The 26,674-nt window shown below is 37.4% G+C and carries 28 protein-coding genes; 11 read left to right on the forward strand and 17 right to left on the reverse strand.

What is annotated here, in order from left to right:
* Positions 1–133: 133 nt before the first annotated feature.
* Positions 134–745 carry a hypothetical protein gene (locus tag IQ237_RS08500; RefSeq protein ID WP_228019890.1) on the reverse strand — a complete coding sequence of 204 codons (612 nt, stop codon included), beginning with the start codon at positions 743–745 and terminating at the stop codon, positions 134–136.
* 372 nt (positions 746–1,117) lie between these two features.
* Between IQ237_RS08500 and IQ237_RS08505 the strand changes: the two genes are divergently transcribed.
* Positions 1,118–1,915, forward strand: a complete 798-nt coding sequence (locus IQ237_RS08505) for a TIGR01548 family HAD-type hydrolase (RefSeq protein WP_194054092.1) — start codon at positions 1,118–1,120, stop codon at positions 1,913–1,915.
* A 258-nt stretch (positions 1,916–2,173) separates the two neighbouring features.
* Here the strand turns inward: IQ237_RS08505 and IQ237_RS08510 are convergent, their stop codons facing one another.
* The 3 genes from IQ237_RS08510 to IQ237_RS08520 all read right to left on the reverse strand — a co-directional run bounded on the left by IQ237_RS08510 (position 2,174) and on the right by IQ237_RS08520 (position 6,032).
* Entirely contained in the window at positions 2,174–3,271 is a 1,098-nt protein-coding gene (locus IQ237_RS08510; protein ID WP_194054093.1) for a glycosyltransferase family 4 protein, read from the reverse strand.
* Between the two features lie 121 nt (positions 3,272–3,392).
* Positions 3,393–4,703 carry a condensation domain-containing protein gene (locus tag IQ237_RS08515; RefSeq protein WP_194054094.1) on the reverse strand — a complete coding sequence of 437 codons (1,311 nt, stop codon included), beginning with the start codon at positions 4,701–4,703 and terminating at the stop codon, positions 3,393–3,395.
* 57 nt (positions 4,704–4,760) lie between these two features.
* On the reverse strand, positions 4,761–6,032 hold the full coding sequence (locus tag IQ237_RS08520; protein ID WP_194054096.1) for a glycosyltransferase: 1,272 nt from the start codon (positions 6,030–6,032) through the stop codon (positions 4,761–4,763).
* Between the two features lie 189 nt (positions 6,033–6,221).
* Between IQ237_RS08520 and IQ237_RS08525 the strand changes: the two genes are divergently transcribed.
* Positions 6,222–6,722 carry a dihydrofolate reductase gene (locus tag IQ237_RS08525; protein ID WP_194054098.1) on the forward strand — a complete coding sequence of 167 codons (501 nt, stop codon included), beginning with the start codon at positions 6,222–6,224 and terminating at the stop codon, positions 6,720–6,722.
* A gap of 53 nt (positions 6,723–6,775) precedes the next feature.
* Here IQ237_RS08525 and IQ237_RS08530 read toward each other — a convergent pair whose 3' ends face one another.
* The 4 genes from IQ237_RS08530 to ruvB all read right to left on the reverse strand — a co-directional run bounded on the left by IQ237_RS08530 (position 6,776) and on the right by ruvB (position 10,371).
* Positions 6,776–7,576: a tetratricopeptide repeat protein gene (locus IQ237_RS08530; protein WP_194054100.1), complete on the reverse strand. Its 801-nt coding sequence runs from the start codon at positions 7,574–7,576 to the stop codon at positions 6,776–6,778.
* 449 nt (positions 7,577–8,025) lie between these two features.
* Positions 8,026–8,424: a biopolymer transporter ExbD gene (locus tag IQ237_RS08535; protein WP_194054102.1), complete on the reverse strand. Its 399-nt coding sequence runs from the start codon at positions 8,422–8,424 to the stop codon at positions 8,026–8,028.
* Positions 8,408–9,061, reverse strand: coding sequence for a MotA/TolQ/ExbB proton channel family protein (locus tag IQ237_RS08540; protein ID WP_194054104.1), 654 nt, complete (start codon positions 9,059–9,061; stop codon positions 8,408–8,410). The genes IQ237_RS08535 and IQ237_RS08540 overlap by 17 nt, the downstream gene beginning before the upstream one ends.
* 191 nt (positions 9,062–9,252) lie before the next feature.
* On the reverse strand, positions 9,253–10,371 hold the full coding sequence (gene ruvB, locus IQ237_RS08545) for a Holliday junction branch migration DNA helicase RuvB (protein ID WP_194054106.1): 1,119 nt from the start codon (positions 10,369–10,371) through the stop codon (positions 9,253–9,255).
* Positions 10,372–10,594: 223 nt separating this feature from the next.
* Between ruvB and hisF the strand changes: the two genes are divergently transcribed.
* The 4 genes from hisF (at position 10,595) to IQ237_RS08565 (ending at position 13,620) form a co-directional block, all read left to right on the forward strand.
* Positions 10,595–11,368 carry an imidazole glycerol phosphate synthase subunit HisF gene (hisF, locus tag IQ237_RS08550; RefSeq protein WP_194054108.1) on the forward strand — a complete coding sequence of 258 codons (774 nt, stop codon included), beginning with the start codon at positions 10,595–10,597 and terminating at the stop codon, positions 11,366–11,368.
* A 100-nt stretch (positions 11,369–11,468) separates the two neighbouring features.
* Positions 11,469–11,660, forward strand: coding sequence for a hypothetical protein (locus IQ237_RS08555; protein ID WP_194054110.1), 192 nt, complete (start codon positions 11,469–11,471; stop codon positions 11,658–11,660).
* 197 nt (positions 11,661–11,857) lie between these two features.
* Positions 11,858–12,694, forward strand: coding sequence for a 4-hydroxy-tetrahydrodipicolinate reductase (gene dapB, locus IQ237_RS08560; RefSeq protein ID WP_194054112.1), 837 nt, complete (start codon positions 11,858–11,860; stop codon positions 12,692–12,694).
* Between the two features lie 221 nt (positions 12,695–12,915).
* Positions 12,916–13,620, forward strand: coding sequence for a phosphate ABC transporter permease (locus IQ237_RS08565; protein WP_194054114.1), 705 nt, complete (start codon positions 12,916–12,918; stop codon positions 13,618–13,620).
* Between the two features lie 172 nt (positions 13,621–13,792).
* On the opposite strand, the gene IQ237_RS08570 is transcribed toward IQ237_RS08565, so the two are convergent.
* The 5 genes from IQ237_RS08570 to IQ237_RS08590 form a co-directional block, all read right to left on the reverse strand.
* Complete coding sequence (locus IQ237_RS08570) at positions 13,793–14,422, reverse strand: precorrin-8X methylmutase (protein ID WP_194054154.1); 630 nt, start codon at positions 14,420–14,422, stop codon at positions 13,793–13,795.
* 130 nt (positions 14,423–14,552) lie between these two features.
* A complete protein-coding gene (locus IQ237_RS08575; protein WP_096567781.1) occupies positions 14,553–15,362 on the reverse strand; it encodes a TPM domain-containing protein in 810 nt (269 codons plus the stop codon).
* Positions 15,363–15,612: 250 nt separating this feature from the next.
* Positions 15,613–16,086, reverse strand: coding sequence for a hypothetical protein (locus tag IQ237_RS08580; RefSeq protein ID WP_194054116.1), 474 nt, complete (start codon positions 16,084–16,086; stop codon positions 15,613–15,615).
* Positions 16,087–16,106: 20 nt separating this feature from the next.
* Positions 16,107–16,454 (reverse strand): YtxH domain-containing protein, encoded by a 348-nt coding sequence (locus tag IQ237_RS08585; protein ID WP_194054118.1) that lies wholly within the window; start codon positions 16,452–16,454, stop codon positions 16,107–16,109.
* Positions 16,455–16,568: 114 nt separating this feature from the next.
* Positions 16,569–16,832 carry a hypothetical protein gene (locus tag IQ237_RS08590; protein ID WP_309225736.1) on the reverse strand — a complete coding sequence of 88 codons (264 nt, stop codon included), beginning with the start codon at positions 16,830–16,832 and terminating at the stop codon, positions 16,569–16,571.
* Between the two features lie 184 nt (positions 16,833–17,016).
* Here IQ237_RS08590 and IQ237_RS08595 point away from each other — a divergent pair, with 184 nt between their 5' ends.
* The 4 genes from IQ237_RS08595 to IQ237_RS08610 all read left to right on the forward strand — a co-directional run bounded on the left by IQ237_RS08595 (position 17,017) and on the right by IQ237_RS08610 (position 21,237).
* Positions 17,017–17,418, forward strand: coding sequence for a hypothetical protein (locus IQ237_RS08595; RefSeq protein WP_194054120.1), 402 nt, complete (start codon positions 17,017–17,019; stop codon positions 17,416–17,418).
* Between the two features lie 314 nt (positions 17,419–17,732).
* Positions 17,733–18,452: a hypothetical protein gene (locus IQ237_RS08600; protein WP_194054157.1), complete on the forward strand. Its 720-nt coding sequence runs from the start codon at positions 17,733–17,735 to the stop codon at positions 18,450–18,452.
* 490 nt (positions 18,453–18,942) lie between these two features.
* Positions 18,943–19,710, forward strand: coding sequence for a DUF1350 family protein (locus IQ237_RS08605; protein ID WP_194054122.1), 768 nt, complete (start codon positions 18,943–18,945; stop codon positions 19,708–19,710).
* A gap of 390 nt (positions 19,711–20,100) precedes the next feature.
* Complete coding sequence (locus tag IQ237_RS08610; protein ID WP_194054124.1) at positions 20,101–21,237, forward strand: PP2C family protein-serine/threonine phosphatase; 1,137 nt, start codon at positions 20,101–20,103, stop codon at positions 21,235–21,237.
* Here IQ237_RS08610 and IQ237_RS08615 read toward each other — a convergent pair.
* Both IQ237_RS08615 and grpE read right to left on the reverse strand, forming a co-directional pair.
* The gene (locus IQ237_RS08615; RefSeq protein ID WP_194054126.1) at positions 21,234–21,569 is read right to left on the reverse strand and encodes an STAS domain-containing protein; all 336 of its coding nucleotides are present in this window, start codon (positions 21,567–21,569) and stop codon (positions 21,234–21,236) included. The genes IQ237_RS08610 and IQ237_RS08615 overlap by 4 nt on opposite strands.
* Positions 21,570–21,887: 318 nt before the next feature.
* Positions 21,888–22,568: a nucleotide exchange factor GrpE gene (grpE, locus tag IQ237_RS08620; RefSeq protein WP_194054128.1), complete on the reverse strand. Its 681-nt coding sequence runs from the start codon at positions 22,566–22,568 to the stop codon at positions 21,888–21,890.
* Positions 22,569–23,345: 777 nt separating this feature from the next.
* Here grpE and IQ237_RS08625 point away from each other — a divergent pair.
* Positions 23,346–25,130, forward strand: coding sequence for a M61 family metallopeptidase (locus tag IQ237_RS08625; RefSeq protein ID WP_194054130.1), 1,785 nt, complete (start codon positions 23,346–23,348; stop codon positions 25,128–25,130).
* 111 nt (positions 25,131–25,241) lie between these two features.
* On the opposite strand, the gene IQ237_RS08630 is transcribed toward IQ237_RS08625, so the two are convergent.
* Positions 25,242–25,982: a 2-phosphosulfolactate phosphatase family protein gene (locus IQ237_RS08630; RefSeq protein ID WP_194054133.1), complete on the reverse strand. Its 741-nt coding sequence runs from the start codon at positions 25,980–25,982 to the stop codon at positions 25,242–25,244.
* Between the two features lie 218 nt (positions 25,983–26,200).
* Positions 26,201–26,653 carry a DUF29 domain-containing protein gene (locus IQ237_RS08635; protein ID WP_194054135.1) on the reverse strand — a complete coding sequence of 151 codons (453 nt, stop codon included), beginning with the start codon at positions 26,651–26,653 and terminating at the stop codon, positions 26,201–26,203.
* Positions 26,654–26,674 lie beyond the last annotated feature (21 nt).

Raw genomic sequence — 26,674 nt, forward strand, 5'->3', positions numbered from 1 at the left:
TGTAAGATATTTTTCTGGTCAAAATTTGTTTGATTAAAGTAGTTAAAAAAAAACAAAATGCAAGGAGTAGAGACTAGAGAAAAATCAAAAGGATTACCGATTCGTTATTTAAGACATGACCAAGCTTAAACTATTACCGTCCATCAGGATTCCATTTTTCCAGAGCTATGTATTCGTTCTGCACCAAATCTAAAGGTTGGATGACACCAGTAGAACTGGAAACTTTAAACCAATAAACCGGACTGGTAGTTTTATCTGGATGATTTTCAAACACTCTCACTATATAAAAAGGTCTATCGGTAGTAGGAGAACTTTCAACAAGTGCGGACAAACGAATACTGCCTTTAGAAAGACTTTCAATCTCTTTGGCTTTGCGTTGTACTTGTGGCAGATTCCAGACAGAATTGAAGGCTGTTTGTTTGTCTATTGTGATAATGTGAGCAGTAACTTTGACAACGGCTGTTTTTTTTGCTTTTGCTGACTCTACAGATGGTGAATCAAGTACACTTTGGTCATGATAATTGTGATAAAGATTATTGATTGTCAATCCTCCTATCAACCCGGTTATAAATACAGCAATTAACTGGTAATAGGTGTATTTTTTGTCCGGGTAATAGCTGACTTTTTTTTGAGGGTAATAGGTGTATTGTTTGTCAGGGTAATAGCTAAATTTTTTCCTATGAAAATAGGCTAATTGACTTTGAGGAGAATAGGTTAATTGTTTTTTCGTGTTACCTCTAAGCATAGAGATGCACCTCCGTAATTGTGTAATTTTTATTCCTGTTTAACTATGATACCAGGGGTTGTACCCCCTATGTCTAGTCCTGACAAGAATACAGATTTTGTTGTACTTAGACTGCTGGAATTTACGGCATAAAGTTTTAACCTTTTCTCTAGCTACAGGAGGATAAACCTTGGTGATCCCCACTCATACCATCCTATAGCTAATCTGAAATTTGTGGGTGAAAGTCCTGATACAGACAGCAATGCTCCCCACTGATATCTTCTCCAGTTGCAGACTTCAAAGGCAAAATTTTTTTTGTCTCATACCTCTGAATCTATTAAAATCTATGGTGAATTGGGTCTAAACTCTAAAAAACACCTATTACCTGTGACTATGACTAAACAAACCAATATAATGATCGTTTTCGATATTGATGGTGTAATTCGTGATGTTAGCGGTTCTTATCGTCGCGCTTTAGCAGATACTGTAGAGCATTTTACTCATCAAGCTTATCGTCCCACAGATGTAGATATTGATCATCTCAAATCTGAGGGAATTTGGAATAATGATTGGGAAGGTTCTCAAGAATTAATTTACCGTTACTTTGTTAGTCAGGGAAAAAATAGAGAAGAATTAGCATTAAATTATGAAGATATAGTTGTCTATTTTCAATCTCGTTATCGCGGAACAGATCCGGTAAATTGGAATGGTTATATTTGTAATGAACCTTTATTATTACAAGCTAGTTATTTAGAAACACTAACACAAGTGGGTATTGGTTGGGGATTTTTTAGTGGTGCTACTCGCGGTTCTGCAAGTTATATTTTAGAACGACGTTTGGGTTTAAAATCTCCGGTTTTAATTGCGATGGAAGATGCACCGGGTAAACCAGATCCGACAGGATTATTTGCAACGATTGATTTATTAGAAAATGGTGCTGAGAAAAAACAAACTGTGATTTATGTGGGTGATACGGTTGCAGATATGCACACGGTAGAAAAAGCTAGAAGTTTAGATAATTCTCGTACTTGGGTGGGTGTGGGAGTTTTACCACCTCATGTTCAAACTACTGGTGAACGTCGGGATGCTTATACTGAGACTTTGATTAATGCAGGTGCAAAGGTAGTATTTAGTAATGTGCAGGAATTGACACCGGAGGAAATTTTGGGGTGGGAAATATTTGCAAAGTAGTTGTGAAATAGGGTTTTTAGGTGCGTTAGCATAGCTTACGCACACACTTTTTTTAGGCTAAATTTTTTGGTTCTACCGTACTTGTTATGCTAAATTACCAGTCTGAAAGAGGGAACTCTTAACAGGGAACAGGGAACAGGGTAAAGAGGCAATTTTTGTAAAAATATCCAATATCTGTAGCTTATGTCTTATGTATATTAAGCCTTCCGCAGTTTTTTGAGATTGATTTTGCATACTATGTACTGAAGAACCAATTTTTTAAGCTAAGATAAAATCTTCATCCCATTGTTTAGCGACTTTATCCCAACCAAAGGAATCTCTCAAAGATAACGCTTCTTGTCTGAGAGTTTCCTGTTTTTCGGGATTTTTTAATAAGTCTATGACTGCTGCCACAAAAGTATTATTAGTTTCCTCATCTCCCGTAAATCCAGGTATTCTAATTCCTGATTTCACAGTTTCATTTAAACCAGCAAAAGTTGTCACTACAGGAACACAACCGGCAGCTTGCGCTTTCCAAGCACTTATACAAAAGGTTTCCGGTGTATGACAAGGATAAACCCAAATACCCGATTGAAATAATTCCTTGATTAGTTGTTTATGTCCAATTCTGCCATGTTCATAAACATTTTTTTTCTGGAAAAGTGACAATAATTTTTGCTTTTGTGCAGGTAAATTTGGAAGCTTATGAATTAATAGTGAATTAATTAAAGCATCAACAACTTGCCAACCATAGAAAAGATGAAGTTCAGCATCAAGAACTTCTGTTAATACTAGATCCCATTGATTGAGTAAATGTTCAATACCCCTTGTATAATCACTGATATAAATTAATCTTTTAGGATTTCTCTTAATTCCTGTTAAGTTAAAATCATCTAAATTAATACCATTGGTTGTTAAAAATATCTTATCTTCTGGTATCCAATCTGGTAACATCGCTTTATGGAAGTTGGATAGCATAAACAGCTTATCAAAACTTCTGAGAAATTCTGCACGTTGGGATTCTGCAATCTCTGGAAATAATTTCGGGTTATCGTGCATCCAAATTGCAGTTTTTTTAGCCTTGATTTTCATTTGCATCGGTTGAGTCCATGCACGATGACAAATGAAGACATTAAAATTATCTTCTGGGTTGAATTTATCAACAGAATTATAAACTACTCCGTTATATTCTCCTTCCATGTCACCGCATCTGTTAAATACTGTGACTTGATAGCCTAACTTTGTTAATTCTTGACTTAAATAAATTATCGCTTCTTCACTTCCTCCTATACCTTGATTAATTGAAATAGGAGACCAATTTTCTAGATGAAAGGGAAAATTGGAATAAATTACTATTGAGTTATTGTCCCAATCCATATTGTTTATCTGTTGCTCAAATGACATTAATATGATTGTATATTAAAACCTAAAATCTGATTTAGATTCTCGTACATTTAATTAATTCAAATTACTTATTTGAATTTTCAAAAGTTAAAAATTATTTGGTGCATGAATTATGTAAGATATGAATAACATAATCAGCAAATTTATTTGCTGTTTGATCACTTATGACAGGATCTACATAAACAAAGCTGAAAAATATCTGATCATTTAATGTAACAACTCCCAACCAAAAACAATCACCACCAAGATGTTGACCTGTAGCAAAATATAAGTCTTTGATTTTTATTTGCTCTTGTTTATATTCAAATTGGAATTTACCTCTATTGGAAATTGCAAAAGCATTGTTTCTTCCCATTTTGTCCTCTTTGCTAATTACAGATTTAGCCATCAACTCTCTATCAGGACTGCGAAATCTGTTCTGTTTTAGCAAATTTAATGGTATACCACTAATCAAAGAATTATGTATTTTTGATTTACATTCTCTGGCTAAATCCCAAAAAGATGTATTTTTACCAACTAGCTGATTAAAGCCAAGCACAGAGATAAAACAACCTAAATTTTGGGTATTAATCTCAGGTTGACAAGATTTTCTTAAATTTACAGGCAACCCGTAAGATAAATTGATATGTTCTTTTGCATTGAGTAATTTTCTAAAAGCAAATAACATTGCTGCACAAATAGCACCATGAACAGTGGTTTCCTCTTGTTTACATTTGGTAATTAGCATCTTAGTCATATCTTGACTCAGGTTTCGTGGCAAGATTTTACTAAACCGTTCATTTGCAGATGCTTTACCTTCAATAATTAATTGTGGTTCGAGGTTAATTTGTTCATTAACTGAAGTTTTTGTAATTTCTGCTTCTGGGATAAGGTCATAATTAACTAGGTTTTCTATAGCTGGCATTAATTCCAGTGATTCTACCTGTGGTATATTTTCACCAGCTACAATTTTTTGACAATAAAGCAGTAAGTCATTAATAAACTGCATACAGGATATCCCATCAACAATACCATGATGGAATGTGATAATCATTTGACAGGTAGTTTGATTTTCTGGAGAATACAACAGAGTTAGACGACAAAGAGGAATTTTACCTGGAGGAAATTTTGTATGTAGTTCTTTCTCTGCTATTTTCCATCCTTCGTTTTCATGTTTTTGATAAATCACTTGTAGGGGAATTTCTGTTATTCCCTCAGATTGAAAATACATCCCATCTTCAGTTTCCACAATATAAACTTGCAGCATGGGATGACGTTTTTGAACTAATTTAAGTGCTTGTTGAACAATCTCAGGCTTTACATCTCCTTCTATTTCCGCAATATTTACAATTAGTCCACTCCCTAACTCGTGGCCTAGTTCCATCCACTTTTCAACTAAACCCAGTTTTCTAGAGATTGATTTCATAAATTATTTGACTTGATTTTTTTGTTGTTCAACAAGCACTATGATAAATTAAATTTTCTATTTCAAAACAGGCTTCCCTGTAGAAATAGCCTGTTCTACAATATCAACCGCTCGCTTTACTCCTCCCGCTTTTTGAATTGCAGCTTGCAACCTCAAAGCATTCTTTTTATATGATTCTTCCGTGAGAACTTTTGTAATTGCTTTCCGCAAATTATTCACATTCACTTTCTTCACAGGAATAGCTTCCCCACATCCTGACCAAACTATCCGGGAAGCTACTCCTGGTTGATCATTAGCAATGGGAATTGCTACCATTGGCACACCATTTGTTAAACATTCCAATGTAGTATTTAGTCCTGCATGAGTAATGGTGAGATTGGCTTTTTCTAATAGTTGTAACTGGGGTGCATAACGCACTACTAAAGGATTTCCTGGTAGTCCTTGGAGAACTTGAGGATCGGCTGAACCACCTAAAGAAATAACTAATTGTGCATCTAAATCCTTGCAAGCTTCGGCAATAGTTTGAAAAACTGGTAATAAACGATTTTGCAAAGTTCCCAATGAGGCATAAATTAATGGTTGTCCGGTTAATTTATCAAAGGGAAAATCAACAACTTCTCGACCTGTAGAATTATGATATGGTCCTGTAAAATGAAACCATTGGGGTAACTCTTTTCTGGGAAATTCTAATTCTGCTGGTTGTTGACTAATTTGCGCTAATGGAGAATAACGATTATTAACTTGAGAATATGCAGGTAAATTGTTTTCTTGACGATAGCTATCTATTAATTCTGTAATCGGTTGAGTTGCTTTATTTAATAATTTATAACCTAATTTATTACGAAGTATTCCCCACCATGTTGGGTTATAATTCCAATTTGTCATAAATGGTGGAACACCGGGTTCTCGATTTAAAACTACTGCACTACAAATAGTAATAAAAGGCATCCCACAAATTTCAGAAATAGTACCACCTTCTGCAAAAGTCTGATCTATTAATAGTGCTTCTATACCTGCATCTTTGACAATTTTGGGGATGTCTCTGAGTTTGATGTTGATTTGTTCTGTAAAGAGTTTGATTGTGTATTTTAAGGCTTCCTGTCCACTTAATTCACCTAATTTAGCCAAAGCTTCTGCTGTTGAACCTGGGGGACATTCTGTTTCACCCATGACTTGAAATTCTAAACCTGCTGCTTGTGCTTTGGGTTGTGCATCAGGAACACCTATCAGGGTAACACGGTGGCCACGTTGTTGTAATTCTTTGCCTAATGGTAACATGGTGTTCCAATGGCCAGTGGATGCCGGGCAAATTAAGCCGTAATGAGTCATGTTATAGTCTTTTGGTAAATTACAATGTTTTATACCAGAAAACAGCACCACAAGTCAAAAATATAGCTATTTTCTATAAGAAATCCTGTTACTAATTTGAAAACTTTATAAAACTTATGTTTAATGAGCAAAAACATGACTATATTAAAAATAATTATTGGCTGTTCAAGAATAAGGATATTATCAATTATGGCTATTATTAGTCTCATAGCTGCTATTTCCGAAGATCGTATTTTAGCTGATTCCAAAAAAGAACACATTCGTGGGGGTATTCCTTGGGATATTCCTAGTGATATACGTTCTTTTAAAGAAATTACCTGGCGACATCCTGTAATTATGGGTCGTAAAACCTATGCGACTTTTAATCACCCATTGCCAAATCGTACTAATATTATTGTGACTAGAAATATTGATTATCAAGCTCCTGGATGTTTGGTTTTCCATTCTCTATATGAGGCAATTCAATGGAGTAAAATGAGTGAAACAGAAGAGATATTTATTGCTGGTGGAGAACAAATTTATACTCAGGCTATGGAATTTGCTAATAAGCTATATTTGACAATTGTGGAAGGTAGTTTTGAGGGTGATATATATTTTCCTGAATTTAGCAACTTTGGCAAATTAACCAAAGAAGAAAAATTACAGGAAAATGGTTTTAGGTTTAAATTTGTGGAAATTGAAAGATGTTAATTTTAGGTAATTTTTGGGGCGATCGCTTTCATCTTCAGCTATCGCCATGATGATTACTGTAAGTGCAAAAACTTATCTAATGCTGCTATTAAACTAGGAGGCCAACGGCGAATATTTGTTACCCAATTAATATCTTTATACCGTGTATCTAGTCCATAAGCTGCTACCCAGTTGCTTTCTGCTTCTCCTTTGTTACCACCTACCCAATAAGCAGCGGTTAAAGCAGCACGCATATCTGCAAATTTAGGATATTTACGGACTATATTCCGCATTTCTCGGATAGCTGTATTTATTTCACCTGTTTCATACAAAGCTAGGGCATAATTAGCACGAGCAAAAGCAAAATTGGGAGCTATTTCTGTGGCTTTTTGATAGTCAGCGATCGCCTCTTCCCATTGTCCTAAACCTGCTGTGGCATTACCACGGTTATTATAGGCCATTGCATCGTTTGGATCTAATTCTAAAACGTGATTATAGTCGGCGATCGCTTCTTCCCATCTACCCAAACCTTCTAATGCTGCACCGCGATTTAAATAAGGATCTGTGACATTAGGTGCTAATTCAATGGCTTTGTTATAATCTTCTAATGCAGCCTGTAATTTATTCTGACTTACCCGCGAATTACCGCGATTACTCCATATTGCAGGATTAGTAGGGAATTTTTCCAGAATTTCTGTCCAATATTTTTCCGCTGTCGCAAAATCACCTTGATTTGTAGCTGCAAAGGCTTTATTTGCTAACTCATCCCCTAATTGTAGCTCTTCTGCGGTAATAGTTTGGGTTTGTGCGATCGCTGGTGTACAAAAACCAAAGGTCAGTAATAAACTCAGAAAAATGCAGATTAATTTAATCATTTAACTCTCTGTTGTGTGCAACAAAATTAATGATATAGCAGATAACAACTAATATCAATTCACAAAAATCCTGTTAAGGAAGGGCTTGATATGGTTGAACCGCAAAGGGCGCATTGGTGTAATCTGGCTATTGAGATTTGTGCTTTTCCGTAGATATTTGAACCTCTTTGTTTATGACTGTTCAAATATTACATTCTTGCTAATTTAGATTCATACTTTTGATAACTTTTTACTCGATTCAATATTTCTCCTGTGGATAATGTGGCTAGATGATTTATTCCTCAAACAACATTTGTTAGGGTTGATGAAAATATTAATTGATTCACCTTTACCACAGAAATTTGAGGTTTTAGACTGGTGTTTTAAGATTGTTTTAGTTTTTAATCAACTAAATTTTCACTTTTTGGCTTAAAGCAATCCAAAATCCAAAATCTAAAATCTAAAATTGATTATTTGCGTGTCGCAATACCTAATTTCACACCTTCTACCTGTCGCACTTGATCCATTACTGCTACTACTTGTCCGTGATTCACAGCTTCATCTGCATTAAGTATTACCATCAAAGGTTGTGATGGTTCTGCTTTTGCTCTCACTTGGTTTGCTAACTGCTCTAAACTAACAGCTTCTTTATTCAAAAAAATCTCTCCAGTTTTATTGATTGTCACTGTCACCTGAGCAGGGCGATCATTCTTTGCTGTTGTTGCTTGTGGTAAATTTACTGGTAAACCTTCGGAGCGAGTAAGATACAAAGTTGACATGATAAAAAATGTCAAAATCGCAAATATCACATCAATCATTGGCACAATATTAATCTGTGCAGGGATATCTGGATCATCTTGTAGGCGCATAGGTTTTTTCTCCTCGTTCGTAGCGACGACGGTACAGCAGTTCTAATTCTCCTCCATATTCTTGAATCAAAGCAATTTGCCGTTGATACAGTCCCCGGAATGTGTTAGAAAACAAAAGCGTAAAAATTGCTACAACTAAGCCCGTAGCAGTAGAAACTAAGGCTTCACTAATACCACCAGTCACATTGGAAGTTTGTGATCCCCCTACATTACCAATATCCAAGGAAGCAAAAGAACCAATTAAGCCTAATACAGTTCCCAGTAATCCCAACAGGGGTGCAAGGGTAATAATAGTATCAAAAACTGTGTTAAATCTTTTCAGTAAAGGAATTTCTGCTTGAGCTTCGCTTTCTAAAGCTAAACGAAACTCTTCTGGATTAGGTTCTTCTAGTTCCAAAGCTGTCAAAAAGATCCGGGAAATCGGTAAATCTACATTCTTCCTCAATGTATCAATGGTACTAACCACATTGTTTTGACGATACAGACTCAATACTTCTCTGACTACTCGGTGCTGACGGTTGCTAATTTTGATCCAAAACCTGACTCTTTCAATAATTAGCCCTACAGCTACAACTGAAGAAAGTAGTAGTGGCCACATCACCACACCACCTGCTATAAACAGATTTTTGATATCCATGTCCGATTTTCAAGCCTTGGGGTGAAATTTACTGACTAGTTCAGCCAGTATACCTGATCGATGTTCTCCCAGGGGAGTGCCGTTAATAGACCTCTCCTGTAATTAAATGTGCATAACCTGAAACCCTTGTAGGGACAATTCATGAATTGTTCCTACATTCATTTTTGGAGATGTCTAATCATTAACCGATTTCAAAGCAAAGATAACTGCTCATTGTTAGGTGGTTTAAAACCCATGTGTTGATATGCAGCTTTTGTGGCTACTCTACCGCGAGGAGTCCGGCTTAAATAACCAATTTGCATTAAATAGGGTTCATAAACTTCTTCTATGGTTTGGGTGTCTTCTCCTGTCGCTGCGGCTAAAGTCTCTATTCCCACTGGACCACCATTAAAGTTTTCAATTATCACACTTAACATTTTTCTATCTGTCCAATCTAACCCACAAGGATCAACTTGGAATAGTTGTAATGCTTCTGCGGCAATCGGTTGGTCAATTTCTGTAAATGATTTTACTTCCGCGTAATCACGGACTCGTTTTAGTAATCTATTGGCAATTCTTGGTGTTCCCCGTGAACGTTTAGCGATTTCTGTAGCGCCTTCAGCGTTAACAGGAGTTTGTAATAATTCTGCACTGCGAAGGACAATTTTACTGAGTTCGTCAACTTCGTAAAATCGCAATTTTTGGATTAAACCAAAGCGATCGCGCAAAGGTGAAGTTAACGCACCGACGCGGGTTGTCGCTCCCACCAAGGTAAATTTAGATAAGGGTATACTTCTGATTCTGGCACTCGAACCTTTACCCACAGTAATATCTAAACGATAATCTTCCATTGCTGGATACAAAATTTCTTCCGTCATCCGGGAAAGCCGATGGATTTCATCAATAAACAGCACATCACCCGGTTTGAGATTTACCAATATACCGACTATATCCCTTGGTCTTTCCAAAGCAGGGGCGCTAGTAATTTTATAATTTACCCCCATTTCCGCAGCTAAAATCATCGCCATTGTGGTTTTACCCAAACCGGGCGGACCATACAGCAACAGGTGATCCATCACTTCACCCCTAGATTTAGCTGCTTTAATGGCAATATCTAATACATCCTTTAAATCTTTCTGCCCGATGTAATCTGCAAAACGTTGGGGGCGAATACTCTCTTCCTGTTTACCTTCTTCTTCAATCGTCGCTTCCGGTTGCAGTATATTTTCCTGGGGAGGCGCTTTTTGGGTAGAAGCTTTAGGCGACTCTCGGCGCTGTTGTGGCTGTCCGTTGGGTTCTGGAGGCTGTTTTTTTGAGGAGATTATGGCCATAATTCAGCTATCTTAACTTAGGGACTGGGGATTGGGGATTGGGGATTGGTGACTGGGAAGAAAGCAGGGGAAGCAGGGGAAGCAGGGGAAGCAGGGGGAGAATATTAACTCTTGCCTCTTGCCTTTTGCCTTCTGTCACCTGTCACCTCTTCACTGTCACCTAATTCCCCAATTACCTTTACAATTTAAATTCCGAACAATTACTAAAGATAGAGAAATCACTATGTTATCTAAAAGAATTTTACCTTGTTTAGATGTCAAGGCGGGACGAGTTGTTAAAGGAGTTAACTTTGTAGACCTCAAGGACGCGGGTGATCCAGTAGAACTAGCCAAAGTTTATAACGAAGCCGGTGCTGATGAGTTAGTGTTTCTGGATATTACAGCTACTCATGAAGACCGGGACACGATTATTGATGTGGTTTACCGGACTGCTGAACAGGTCTTTATTCCGCTGACTGTGGGGGGTGGAATTCAAACCTTAGAAAATGTTAAAGGTTTGTTACGAGCCGGGGCTGATAAGGTTAGTATTAATTCTGCGGCCGTCCGCAACCCAAATTTGATCAATGAAGCGAGCGATCGCTTTGGTAATCAGTGCATAGTTGTGGCTATTGATGCTCGCAAAAGAGTAGACCCCAATAACCCTGGTTGGGATGTTTACGTGCGTGGTGGTAGGGAAAATACTGGAATAGATGCCTTACTGTGGGCGCAGGAAGTGGAAAAAAGGGGGGCTGGTGAATTGTTGGTGACAAGTATGGATGCAGATGGCACTCAAGCCGGATATGACTTAGATTTAACGCGAGCGATCGCCGAATCTGTGCAAATTCCCGTTATCGCCTCTGGTGGTGCTGGAAATTGTCAACATATCCATGACGCTTTAACAGCAGGTCAAGCAGAAGCCGCTTTATTAGCATCTTTGTTACATTATGGACAATTAAGCGTAGCCCAAATTAAAAATTATTTGCAGGAACGCTCTGTTCCCGTCCGTTTCCCTTGTTGATCCCAAATCCAGCAACCTTTGTACATCTCTCTCAGGCTAGACACAGTTACCCGAAACAGTGTTAATATTAGTTTACTAGTATTAAGAAATATTAAGAAATATGTTGATTCCTATTTTACTTTTTGATGTGGCGCTGGTAGCCTGGTCGCTGCACCTGATGGAGAAAGCCTACGAAAACAAAGAATTTTCCCTCATGTTGGCGGGTGCATTGGTTGCTATCGCAGCGGCCGCAATGTTAGTAGTCTACTTTTTAATGGGACACTGTATGAGCTATTTATTAAAAGTTTCCTAAAGGCAGAAAGCAGGTGACAGGTGATAGTGAGGAAAGCAGGGAAGCAGTGGTAAAATATTAACTTTTGCCTCTTGCCCTCTGCCTTTTGCCTTCTTTTCCCTGTTCCCTGTTCCCTGTTCCCTGTTCCCTGTTCCCTGTTCCCTGTTCCCTGTTCCCTGCTCTATAGGTAAAATAACTAAAAACGCAATTCTAGAAACATGACCAATCAATCTACTATCCCAGTCATTGTCAACGGTGCTGCTGGCAAAATGGGACGTGAAGTAATCAAAGCAGTAGCCCAAGCACAGGATATGATATTAATGGGCGCTCTCGATACCTCACCAGAACATCAGGGAAAAGACGCAGGAGAATTGGCAGGTTTAAGCGAACCCTTAGAAGTGCCAATAACCAATCAATTAGAGCCAATGTTAGGCTATGTAGCAGGAGAAAGACAGCTACAACCAGGGGTGATGGTAGACTTTACCCATCCTGATGCAGTTTATGATAACGTTCGTAGTGCGATCGCCTATGGTATTCGTCCTGTAGTCGGTACAACTGGTTTAAGTCCCGAACAACTGAAAGACTTAGCCGACTTTGCCGAAAAAGCCAGTACAGGTTGTTTAATTATTCCTAACTTTTCCATCGGTATGGTACTGCTACAACAAGCCGCAGTCACCGCATCCCAATACTTTGATCATGTAGAAATTATCGAACTACATCACAACCAAAAAGCCGACGCACCAAGCGGTACAGCCATTCAAACAGCCCAGTTATTAGCAGAAATGGGTAAAGCTTTTAACCCTCCTCAAGTAGAGGAAACAGAAAAAATACCAGGAGCAAGAGGATCTTTAGTTGATGAAGGGATTAGAATTCATAGTGTACGCCTACCTGGACTCATTGCCCATCAAGAAGTAATTTTCGGTGCAGCAGGGCAAATTTACACCCTCCGCCATGATACAAGCGATCGCTCCTGTTATATGCCTGGAGTTTTATTAGCAATTCGCAAAATTAACCAGTTAAAATCATTAGTATATGGATTAGAAAAGATTCTGTAAAAAAGGAGTCAGGAGTCAGGAGTCAGGAGTCAGGAGTGAAATTACTGTTTAGTCTCATTTCCAGAAATATATTGATATCCTGATCACCCTGTGTAGTCCTATTTTTGTGAAAAGCCAAAATCTAAAATCTAAAATCTAAAATCCAAAATCTAAAAGGGGATGTTTTAGAACTGGAATCAAACAATTATCAATTGTCAATTGTCAATTATCAATTAATTAATATGCTTGTTCCACTGACTCGCCAAAAATTTGAACAAATTATTCCTCTTATTGCCAGTGGTTCACAGTACAAATACTACTGGGGAAAATTCAACAACTTTTTACAACGGCTATTAATTTCTGTAGTTACAGTAGTTGTGATTTTCCTGGTGAGGATCTTTTTGAAACTAGATTTTGGTTTGATTTTTGTCTTTGGAGTATTTGGGGCATTTTTTTGGTTATGGTATCCCGTATTTCAAGCCAGTATTCGCAATGCAAAATGCCGACGTTACAAGTATAGCGGCTTTTTCCGAGGGCGGGTAATAGATTGGTGGATTACAGAAAAATTAATTGGCAAACAAGAAACGGTCAATAATAAAGGTGAGTTAGTAATTATTGAAAACCGCGAAAAAAGAATAAACTTAGAAGTGGGCGATGATACAGGATTTAGTATCGAATTTGATGCCCCATTACGTCCTGCACACAAAGCGATCGCTCGTGGTCAAATCGCAGAAATGGTAGTCATGTCAAATAGCCCAGATTTAAGCATAATCGAGGAATTTAGTAATATCTACATTCCCAGTCGTAATTTATGGGTGAGTGACTATCCCTACGTGCGAGAAGATTTTTTTAATGAAGTTAGTGTTCGCTTACGAGAAAACCAACAAGAAAAACCCCGTCGCCGTCGTCGTCCAGAACCACAAAGATATGGAGAGGATGACTATTAAAAATTTCAATAATGGACAATTAACAATGAACAATTGACCATTACCTATACCTTGAAAGGAGAGGATTGAAAGATCGGAATTTTTTGATTTTTTCACCTTCAAAGGGGAGGTATCAAACCGTGAATGAAACAATTGTCAATTGTCAATTGTCAATTATCAATTGATAAATGATTTAACTTACCCCACTTCTATCTTGACCATAAGCTTGCCAAGCTAAATCAACCAAACCATCAACAATAGCAGATGCTACCACCGCATTACCCTTACGACTGTCAATAGTAATATAAGGTACTAAAGAATCCTGTAAACGTTCTTTATCAGCAGTTACATTAATAAAACCTGCTGGAGTAGCAATAATCAAAGCCGGTCGAATTTCTTCCGCTTCAATTAAATCTACCAATGTAGTGAGGGCAGTTTGAGCTTGACCAACTACAAAAATTCCCTCTGGATAACGCTTGGCTAGAGTTTCAATCCCCCAAGCCGAGCGAGTTCTTTCTTTTTGGGGACGGGTTAAAGCCTCCATACTACAATACACAGGATTAGCAAAGGTGTTTTGAATATCGTAGGCAATACCCACCTGTACCATTGGCACATCTACCACAATAGTAGTACGTGCAGCCAGTGCGGCTGCTCCTGCTTGTAAGGCGTGTTCCGAAAAACGAATCAAAGACTTGTACTCAAAATCAGAGGTGGCGTATATTACTCGCCGGACTATTTCATACTCCGCTGGTGAAAAGACATGATCGCCAATTTCACTATCAATAATTGCCAAGCTTTGAGCATCAGTTACGTGCCATTCCATCGCCGTTAAGCTTCTCACAGATCAGCTTTCAGCTTATCACTATCAGGAGTCAGGAGTCAGGAGTCAGGAGTCAGGAGTTCAGGGAGAATTTAACCCAATCACCAATCACCAATCACCAATCACCAATGACTCAAGATTCAGCACTGGAAGAAGGACGACTGAAAACAGGAGAGAGATAGGCGACTAACAGACCTATTAAAAAAGCGGAAATATTACGAACTAGAGGAATCCAATCGCTGGTACGGGTAATAACTGGGGCAATACCGAAGGCAATAAACAAAATTCCCCACAAAGGTGAGAAAATTAACGCCCACTGCCAAGCAAAGACTTGTTTATCATCTCGGGGTTGAGCCGCAAAGCCACAAATCACACCACCAATAGCTGATGTAATCAGGGTGAGTATCCATTGTTCTCTTGGTAGTCCAGGAACGACGTTACAACCACCTTTGAGTAAACAACCTTTTACTGAATCTAAAGCCTGTAGAATTGCTTGATCTTCGCCGTTTTCCCTGACAAAGTACAAGTTACCAAACCGGGTTTGTAGTTCAATCCAAAATGTGCGGGGTAAAAGTTCATAAACCGCATCACCCACACTAAAACTGAGAATATTACCACCGCGAGCATCTGCAACCAAAAGAATGCTTTTGTCATCCAAACCCCAATATTTGATCACTGCCCTGCCTGGGGTGCGGTCATACTGGGTTAATACTCGCAATTTCCAGCCTGTATCCGTTTCAAATTGTTCTAAGTCTTTGACAAGTTTTTCTTCCTGGGGGTCTGGGAGAGTCTTTGCTAAATCGACAACTGGGGTAAATGTGTCCGGTAGTAAGTCAGGATTTTCATAAGCTAAGGCTGATGGTGAATGAATCGCCCAAATTGACCCAGCAAAGCAAAATACTGCAATGGATACTAAGATTTTTCGCCAAAAACAACGCTGCATGGAATTTTTTATACAAATATTAAGGGCAAAGGTAAACAAGTGCTTTTTAAAGATTACGAGAAAAGTGATACTTCTTTACACTTGTTTACTTTACTCTAATTTAAGGTCAGTTGTCAGGAGGCAGGAGGCAGGAGGCAGGAGGCAGGATTTTTTTATTTTGGATTTTGGATTTTGGATTTTGGAATGTTTTTGTCAACTCCAATCTAAAATCTAAAATCTAAAATCTAAAATTTTTCTCCCCAGTCATCAGTCACCTATCAACTATTCTTCTATTTTCCGAACTTAGCAATTCTCGATCTGGCAAGGTTAAATCTGGTTTGTCATTCATGGATAAGCGTTCGGGGTTGCGTCTGGCAGGTTTTTGGTGTGTGAAGGTTTTCCAGGCTGCTTTAACACCAACTACTAGGCTGCGTGTGCTGACTTGAATATTTTGAGCTTGTTTTTTGGCACTATTCAAACTTTGATCTACTTGTTTCACGACTTGACCGGCACTTTTGACACCTTCACTCACATCATCGGTTAAGTCTGTGATTTCTAAACTGGTATTACGAATGGCTTTGAGGGTGGGGGGTAACTCTCTTGAGAGGGTATCAAAAAATTTTTCGGCACTACGGGCGGCGCGTGCTAACTCCTGCACAGCGGGTATGGCCGCTACTAAAACAGCGGTGAGACTAGCAGCGACTAAGAGTATAGACAGTCCCAGCCAAAACAGAGGGTCAATCACGGTTATGCTATTTGTGAGCGTTATAGATTCTGGGTGAGAGAATCAGTATTTTTAGGTTCAGCAGGGTTTGGCCTGTTTAGGGCTTGGCTTTCGCGTTGGGTGGCTTCTACTCCGGCTGCGATCGCTTCCCGCAGTCTCTCTAGGGTATCATCCCAGTTTTGCAATGCGGTGGCAGAAAGTCGATCAGCTTGAATCTGTACGCTGGTTGATATATCTTCTGCTAACTCTGGTAAGGCATCTGCTGATTTTTTCAAAAGTTTCCGCGTTTCTCTCCCTGGGCGGGGTGCAGCGAGTAAGCCGGCTAAAGCACCAAGGGTAGCTCCTAGCATCATACCGCCTATAAATATTCCCGAACGATTATTAGACATTTTTATGGTTAATCTTTTATATCCATTACACTCATTTTATGCTGGTTTGATGTTCTGGCAATAGGGAGTCATGGAGCAAGCGGTAGTTGAAGCTGTCGAAACTCACGGTGAAGTTTATAATTTATACTTTTTATACTTCTGCCAAATGTTTTTCCCTAGTAATACGAGGTTAAGAATTTGTTGCACCTGTTGAATTTGCAATTTCAGGTTTTGGTGTTTTTGCCGTAATTCATAAATTTGCTGTTGTCCTGTATAAATATTTTCTGGTGCTGTATATAATACGGTATGGAGAGCGTGTTCATAGCTGTTTAACCTGTCTGCTATGATTCTCAACTTGTGTTTAAGTTGCCATACCAGCCCAGCTATGTAAAGCAGCATTATTGAGATCATGATATTAATCAGGACAACTATAATAACCATAATCACTATTTTTACCTTTGGCACGCTCAAATACTATTACTTTTACCTTTTTGCTCTCACTGTAGCCCTAACTTCAGTTGTTTGACATTCAGTTAAACTACACTTTAAAGGTGATACTAGAACATATTTGATTTGAAATCAGATGGCAGATAAAAATTTAGAAGCTTTAGAAGCATTAATAGTTAAAATTGTGAAAAAGCTGCTCAAAAAAGAACTCAGGAAGCTCAATCAGCATAGTTTACCAATTGTGACAACTGAGGTAAATCAGCAATTAGACAATTTCTTGGAAACTTTTGCGACTCCAACAGAAACAAGCTTTTCAGCACAAATACTTAATAATGTAGATACCAGTAGTTTGATGAATTTATCTACTAAAGAAGATGTGGAAATTGAACGCAAGTTAAGGGAACTGAAATTTAAACAAGAACTGAGGAAAGATTGGATATTATTTATTCTCAAAGATGTCATAGTTTATGCTGCTACTATTATATTTATTTTTATTTTATCTGGTTTTTATTTATTCACTCTTATTCAGAAATCATGATTCGGCAAAATTCACAGGCCGCTATTTGTATTTTTGGGAGCATCCCAATTTTGAAAAAATAACCGCAGCAACACCAAAAACTCTCTTCTTCCTTCTTTCCTTCGTGGTTCGTTCATTTCACGTCTTTACCTCGCACAAAAAATAAACTTACACATTTGGGATGCTCTCTTTGTATTTTTTGTGAGTTTTGCTGATAGCTGATAGCTGACGGCTGAATGCTTATCCTGTTTCCTGCCATATCATGTCACTTACCATTTCGGAAATTTCATTGCTATATTAGAGTGAACTACTATTTTCATGAGGTTGGGAAAGCTGTGCGTGATGATTTAAGAGGTTTGGAAATTAGTCATCAAGAGTTGGAACAATTGACTAATTTACCTGTTCATAATGAGTTGTTTATCATTACTAATTATCTCAATTATTTGCGAAAAAGATTAATCGCAAAAATCAAAGGTTCTGAAGGAGCTACGGTAATTTTTATCGGTTGTTCAACTTTTGTTTTTTCATATCTGGTATTTGATGTTATTATTAAAATATTTGCCAGTTGGATTACTATTCCCTCTTGGATATTACTAATTTTAGTTAGTGTCTGGAGTGGGGGTTTAATCCAAACTATCTTATATTTTCTTTGGAGGAGTAAAAGCAAATTACTCAAAAAAAATATGACTAATTCTTTACAAAATTTACTCAATGATGTGGAAAGATATAATGCAGTGATTAAAGCTATATATATTAATGATCAAATAGAAGAAGCAGGTAATCCAGAGGTAGGTATCACTCACAGAGAACGAGTTATTCAAGCTTTGAACTTAACTAAATTAGATTTAGTACGTGCTTTGAAGACAGAAAGAATTTTGCGAGAAAATAAGAATTTCATCCTGAGTAATGCTGATTTATTTGCTAGTAATTTAGCTGCTTTAACTGCTATCCAAGTGACTGAACAAGCAACGGAACATGGACGATTATTAAATGAAGCATTGCAGATTGCTTTAGATGTGCAATATGAAATGCGAAGGTTACAGGAACATGGTTAAAAAACTTCCAAATCAAAAAATAAGTAGTTGGGCAAAATAAATTTTATAGTTAGAAGAGGGAACAGATCAGGAATACAGAGATTTTTGTTTTCAATCAATATGTTAAATTAATTTTGCCTGGGTACTTATTTATCAATTGATAATTGACAATTGACAATTGATAATTGTTTCATTCAAGGCTTCCGCCGTGAGCGTCAGCCGATAGCGTAGCGTGGCGTATGACTCCTACGTCGTCACGCAAGCTATAGCCATACGGTTTAAAACCTCCCCTTTCAAGGGGAAAAAACCCAAAAAAATCCGCTTTTTCAATCCTCTCCCTTTAAGGGAGAGGTCATTGTCAATTTTGAATTGTTAATTGTCCATTATTGAAATTTCCAGCAGATTACTCCCTTGCAAAAATTTTGTTAATCTTCTCTGGCAGGAAAGGAGTAACATTAAATAATATAAGGCACGCGGTAGCGTGGATTTAGCGTAGGTATTGCACATTGATATGGACTGGAAAGAAATTAGAGGCAACTGGGTAATTATTCCCCGTCATCCCATCGGGATCATCCATTTTTTGGGGGGTGCATTTGTCGCTACCGCACCCCACCTGACTTACCGCTGGTTATTAGAACAGTTGGCGGCTAAAGGTTATGTGGTTATTGCTACACCTTTTGTCAACACCTTAGATCATCAGGCGATCGCTGAATCTGTATTGCTGAACTTTGAACGCACCATAGAACGATTACACTATTACGGTGAATTACGCAAGCTGTACCTACCAATTTATGGTATTGGACACAGTATGGGTTGCAAACTGCATTTACTGATTGGTAGTCTTTTCCCAGTAGAAAGGGCAGGTAATATTCTCATATCATTTAACAATTACACTGCTAAAGATGCCATTCCTCTAGTAGAACAATTAAATTCTACTTTGGCGATTGAGTTTACTCCCACACCCTTAGAAACTAACCAACTTGTAGAAGAACGTTATCAAATTCGTCGTAATTTTTTAATCAAATTTAGCAATGATAATCTTGATCAATCAGCAATTTTAACAAAAATATTACAAAAACGTTTTCCAGAAATGGTGACAGTACAAACCTTACCTGGTAATCATACCACACCATTAGGTCAAGATATTAATTGGCAAGCTGGAAATTCTTTTACTCCTCTTGATGCTTTAGGACAATGGTTTAAACAAGAAGTATATCGTGATATACACCAGTTAAAAAAAGTCATGCTGTTATGGCTCAATCCTCTGGCATCTTCATAATAAGTAGATAGTAAGTAGATTGGCATTAAAAATTGTCGTGATCACAAGGCAGGGGGAAGTTTTGCGGGAGGGAAGAGATTTTTAGGCAACTTTACTTTTGCTTACATACTTGTGTTTTATCGTGCCTTTCTACTTATTAAGATTTCAGCAGTCAGAAGTAAACCCTATTTGATAATTAAATTTGATTTCAATTTTGTACTGCACTAACCTAAAATCGGCTGTATTTAGTGAAATCAAAAGATTATTTAGTTGATGGATAGTTAAAAATGATTTTTTCACCTAAATTAGTAGTTGAGGCATTATTATACTACTAACCATTTAGTTATCACTATCATTTCGTATTTTTACTTTTAACTCTAAGTACAATGTAGATTATATACACCATTTATTATGTTTCAAATTTTAGTAATTGATGATGATTATTCCATACAAATCCTGCTCAAAAGGATGTTGGAAAAACAAGGTTATCAAGTCATCACCTCTAGTAATGGCCAGGAAGGAATTTTACAGGCTCTGGCTTGTCCTCCAGCGATGATTATTTGTGATTGGATCATGCCAGGTTTATCTGGTTTGGAAGTCTGCGATCGCATCAAGAAAGACCCTAAATTATCCTCCACATTTTTTATTTTATTAACATCTTTAGATTCAGTTGCAGATCGCGTCAAAGGACTAGATGCTGGTGCTGATGATTTTATTTCCAAACCTATCGAACAAAATGAACTGCAAGCCAGAGTCAGAGCCGGATTACGTCTACATCAGTTAAATCGGGATTTACAAACTCAAAAGCTATTATTAGAAACAGAACTAGCAGAAGCAGCAGAATATGTCAAATCCCTTTTACCCTTACCCATGTCTACACCTCTGACTATTAGTTCTCGATTCATTCCCTCACGACAGCTAGGAGGAGATTGCTTTGATTATTATTGGTTAGATGCTGATCATTTGGCAATTTATTTATTAGATACTGCTGGACATGGACTCAGAGCAACTCTTCCCTCTGTATCTGTACTCAATCTGCTTCGTTCCCGTGCGCTCAAAGAACTTAATTATTATCAACCTAGTCAGGTGTTAAAAGCTTTAAATGATACTTTCCAAATCAATTATCAAAATGATAAATATTTTACTATTTGGTATGGTGTATACAACCGCATAAATCGTCAGCTAATTTATGCAAGTGCTGGACATCCACCCGCAGTATTAGTATCTGGAAAATCTCCCAGTACCACAGAAATAAAACTCCTAAAAACACCAGGAATGCCAGTTGGGATGTTTCCTGAAGCAAAATATGTGGATGAAACTTACCAAATTGAAAAATGCAGTAGTCTTTACATTTTTAGCGATGGCGCTTATGAAATTACTAAATCAGATGGTAATCTTTGGAGTCTGGATGGATTTGTTCAGTTGCTAGTTGGCTTACAACATTCTGTTGATTACCAACTTGATTATATACTGAAATATTTAATCAATTTAAACTCCAAAGAATCCTTTGATGATGATTTATCTATTCTGCAAATTAAATTTGATTAACTTGTAGCTAGTAAGACCTGATGAAAAGCATCTTGGCTAGGAAAAATTTCCAAGACTTTATTTATACTGGTTAATTCAAATATCATCCTCACTTGATCATTTACCGAACAGAGAACCATTTTAATGCCAGCATCTCGTAGGGTTTTAAATGCTAATACTAGAGAGCCTAAACCAGAACTATCCAGAAATGTAATATTTTGACAATCAACTAAAACAATCTTTACACCCTTTACACCACTTGCTAGAATTTGGGTAATATCTTGCTGAAATTCTGATGCAGTTTCAGCATTTAAATTTTTTTTAAGTGTAAGAACTTTCACCTGCTGACTCATAATTAGGTTACTCTGATTGATATCAATGGTGTTCTCTTGTAGCTAGTATATACCAATATAGTAAATTTTTCTCAAATAATCATCAGAACACCAGAAATATTTACTTACTTTAAATAGCTTATTAAATATCAAATTCTTCATAAAAAAAATATAATTTTCTACTTAAAAATTAATATAAAATGTTCAAATTTTAACTGATAGACATTGGCTTTTAGCTATCAATTTATTCCCGAAAAATCAATAGTTGACATAACATATTTTGCCATTTGATTAATGAATGACACTGACTCAATTACTTTTGAGTAAAAGAATCAATCATTACACAGGATTTACCTTAGCTCGATAAAGCAGCTTATCACCTTGACGGTATCCAACATAACACACTTTGACTTTTTCGCCTAGTTGGGCTGTTCCCTGCAATAATTCATGCCATTGGGGATCATAAGGTATTTCGGCTCCCACCGAGGCGATCGCTTCCACACCCCAAGCTTGCAATAATTTTTCCAGCGGCTTTTGCACCACAGGTAGTATTTTAACCGCTTCTAGCTGGGGATTATCCTTAGCTTTTTGTGCTGCTGTCGGCCAAAACAACAATAAAGATTCCAAAATTTGTAAACTCGACTGCTGAAACTCCTGCTGTAACACCTCTCGTTGTTGTTCTAGCATCAGCACGATTCGTTCATACTCTCTTTTGAGATCAGAATTTTCTTGTAATAATTGTTCATCCGTACTTAACTTGTGAGTTGTGACGGCAAAACCTACAACTTGGGAATCAGAACTTGCAGTTGAAAACGCTGCTACTATTTCACCGAGTGATATCTGTAGGATTTTTGATAGCTTCAGCAAAACCTCTACCCGCACTTGCTCCAGCTTTCCCCGTCTTAAACACAAGATTTGCCACTCGGAAACACCAGCAGCGTCACTCAAAGATTTAAAACTAGAGATACCTACACGCTGCATTAAATTTCGCAACTTTGGGGTGAAATCTTGATCCGGCATAAGGCAGAGGATATAGGTTTTTGTTGTCTATTATACCCCATTTCCTGCATCTTGAGTGTGTGAGTAAATTTTCTTGCATCTAATGTGTTTTTTTATGCACTTGCATTCTTTAGATTTATCAAAAAATTGGGTCTCACATCATTCCTGCCAGGATGACTTTACGAAAGAATATACAGTAGACTGTAAGCATTACCAAGCTAGAAATATTTGACTATATTTTTAGTAACTATATTAAAGACTTATGAAAAAAATTTGCGGTAACGCAACTACCCCCGGTCAGGGCGAAAGTAACGCTTGGGGAGAGAACCACCTATGGGTGAGACACCGCCAGGGATCTAGTCTAAGTAGACTCGCCGAACCAAGAATCCCCGCACGTAAACGTGCAGGAAGTGTCAATTTATTAACCTCAAACAGCTAGAGATTTTAACTAATAAGTTTTAATTATTACTGAATTAATCTTAAGTGTAAAAAAAAACATATAAATAAATAAATTAAGTAAATAGTGATTAGTGATGGATATTTAAGTTACTAATACTAACCAAATTTTGTATAGTTATATTAGAATATAGTATGTAAATTATAGAAATAGTCCAAAATATTTAGTGACAATTCACGAACTGTCATAAAAAAATACTTAACTCATGTATGATCTATTTTGAAGAGACTTGTTTTAACAAGACTTAATATTTTAGAATTGTTCAATAAAGAAAATAACTATAATAAGCAGTGATTAAAAGCTTTTTATTTAAGCATTTACAAACTCTGTCAAAATAGCCAATGAATAATTCAACAGTAATTCTTTCTAACAATCAATCCTCGCATATTAATGTATTAATTCACTATTCGGTAGCAATGCCCCAACCAGAAAATCATCTGTTTGAGGTGACATTACACCTTGTAAACTATCCATTACCAATTCTTGACTTGAAAATGCCAGTATGGACACCAGGTTCATACTTAGTGCGAGAATACGCTAAGAATTTACAAGATTTTGCTGCCTTTGCCGGCTCAGAACCCTTATCCTGGCGAAAAATCAGTAAAAATCACTGGCAGATAGAAAAAGGTAATGCTGCTGAAGTCATCCTGCGTTATCGCGTTTTTGCCAATGAACTATCAGTACGCACAAATCATTTAGATGCTAGTCATGGTTATTTTAACGGTGCGGCGCTGTTTTTAAGAATCCCCGGTTGGGAAGAAAAACCAATTCATATAACCATTGTACCAGCAAAACCCCAATGGCAAGTAACCACAGGTTTACCAGCAGTTACAGAAGAAGCCAATACCTTCCTAGCAGCAGATTTTGATACTCTTGTTGATACTCCATTTGAAATTGGTAATCATGATTTGTTTCACTTTCATCTATTAGGAAAACCTCATGAGTTAGCAATTTGGGGAAAAGGAAACTACAAACCGCAAAAACTGCTAGAAGATTTCCATAAAATCATTGAATTTGAAGCACAAATGTTTGGTGGTTTGCCATATCAAAAATATGTGTTTATACTACATTTATTTGATCAGGCTTATGGAGGTTTAGAGCATAAAAACTCATGTTCATTAATTTATCATCGCTTTGGATTTCATATTCAAGATAAATATGAACGGTTCATTCAATTAGTTGCACATGAATTTTTTCACCTGTGGAATGTGAAGCGCATTCGCCCCAAAGGATTAGAAGTATTTGATTACGATCAAGAAAACTATACCCCCTCTCTTTGGTTTTGTGAAGGTACTACAAGTTACTATGATTTAGTAATTCCTTTCCGGGCAGGAATTTATGATATTAAATCATACTTTCATCATGTCAATGAAGAAATTACCAAATATCTGAAAACGCCAGGAAGGAAAGTACAACCACTTGCTGAATCTAGTTTTGATGCTTGGATTAAGCTATATCGGCAAGATGCTAATAGTGGTAATTCGCAAATTTCCTATTATTTAAAAGGGGAAATGGTATCACTATTGCTGGATTTGTTAATTCGCTCTCTTCATCATAATCAATTGTCTTTTGATGATGTGATGCGGAAAATGTGGCAGCAATTTGGTAAAGAGGAAATCGGTTATACTCCAGAACAATTAAAGGAGATAATTGAAATTGTCGCTGACACAGATTTAACGGATTTCTTTGATCGCTATATTCATGGATTGGATGAGTTACCATTCAATCAATATTTAGAACCTTTTGGTTTAAAATTGGTAGAAGAATTAGAGACAGAACCATATTTAGGTGTGAGAATCAAAACTGAAAATGGACAGGAAATAATCAAATTTGTCGAGATGGGTTCCCCTGCATACACAGCAGGAATTAATGCAGGTGATGAATTATTGGCAATTGATGGTATTAAGGTAGGAACAAATCAGTTAAGTGAACGGTTAAAAGATTACCAACCCAACGATACTATCAACATCACTGTTTTCCACCAAGACGAACTGCGTAACTATTCCATCACCTTAGCACCACAACATCCTCATAAATATCAATTACGTCCAGTGGACAATCCTGATACTACTCAGCAAGAGAACTTTTTAGGTTGGTTGGGTGTGCCATTATCAACTATTAAGTAAGGGAGATAGGGAGATAAATTTTAGATTTTAGATTTTAGATTTTAGATTGGAGACTACAAAAACAATCCAAAATCCAAAATCCAAAATCCAAAATACATAACTCCTGACTCTTTATTTATTCTGACTTTTTAAAACACCTGCTTCGTGTTGCATTGGTAAAACATCTAAAATATCGGTTTGGGAGCAATATTTTAAATCTTCTAAACATTCCAGGCGTAATAATCGCTTACCGTGACTAGCTTGATGGAATAATCCCAGTAAGTCATTTTGCCATTGTGAATAAAGAGCGATCGCACTGGTAACTTCATCATTCCCAGCTATTTCTTCCAGAGAAGAATCGGTTTGTTGCCAAATACTATGAGCGATCGCACCTGCACAAACAGTATCCTCTAAAGAAAAACTACCTTCCCAACCTGAACCAACGATCCAAATGGTTTCTGGTTGTTTTTCCAGGAGAAATTTCACCACCGCAGACCGATTAATTAAAGCTGCTGCCAGAACAATAGGAGCTTGTTGAATGCGTTGTAAGGCACGAGTACCATTAGTGGTACTGATAAACAAGCGTCGCCCTTGTACTAATTCTGCGGTGCAATCTAGGGGAGAGTTACCCAATTCAAAGCCAGCCACTTTTGCGCCGCCTCTTTCTCCAGCCCGTAATCGTTTTTCGGCAGGCCATTGTTCACTCACTGCCATGAGTTGATCTAAATCACTAAAAACTTGTACTGCCTCGCCTCCAGCCGCTAACACTGTCGCCATTGTGCTAGTGGCTCGCAAGACATCAACAGCGATCGCGCATTCTGGCGTTTCCTCAGTTGGGGTTAATTCTGGAGTATGATATACAAATATCTTCACGGGCTAGATATACCTGCTCTATACTACTGCGGTTATATTCTACCCACTTCATGTCACTCACTGGCTATTTTCAAATTTCGATCTTTATTAATACATAACTACTAGGAAGGTCTATCAAGCCCATTTATCAAGGTTTTCAGCTTGAAGGCTGGGTATTACATCTTCTAATGTCAAAGATAGAAAAAACTAGAGATTGTCTGCATCAGGATTTCCCGTTTTCATTCTTCCCAAAAATCCACATTCAGCATCGCTTCAAGATCACGACTAAATGGCCATGTATCAGGAAAATCATACTGCGGATAACCTCTGCGAACTATTTTTAGAGTATCTGTGTAAACTTCATCAAACACTTGATGAAAATAAGGCTTGAGACTGGGTGCTTGTTTGAGTAATCGCTTCAGAGATACCCTTTGCTTGTCAATTGATTCTACCCAACCACGATAACAATCAGGCATATTGACATAATTCCGCTTGAGAAGATGTTCCAAAAGTTCTCCTAGCCGGTTTTCAAGTTCGTGTTTTTGCGATCGCCCCAAACTCTCTATCTCCTCAATCAGATTATCAAAATCTAACTCCTCAATATCCCTACTCCGTAACTTATTGACTGTATCTTCAATCCACAGTAAATAATCTTGCTCATATAAAGATACTGCAATTTGTGTCTGTGTCATTGCTTGATATCCTCATTCAAG

This window comes from Sphaerospermopsis sp. LEGE 08334, from assembly GCF_015207205.1.
Taxonomy (GTDB): Bacteria; Cyanobacteriota; Cyanobacteriia; order Cyanobacteriales; family Nostocaceae; genus Sphaerospermopsis.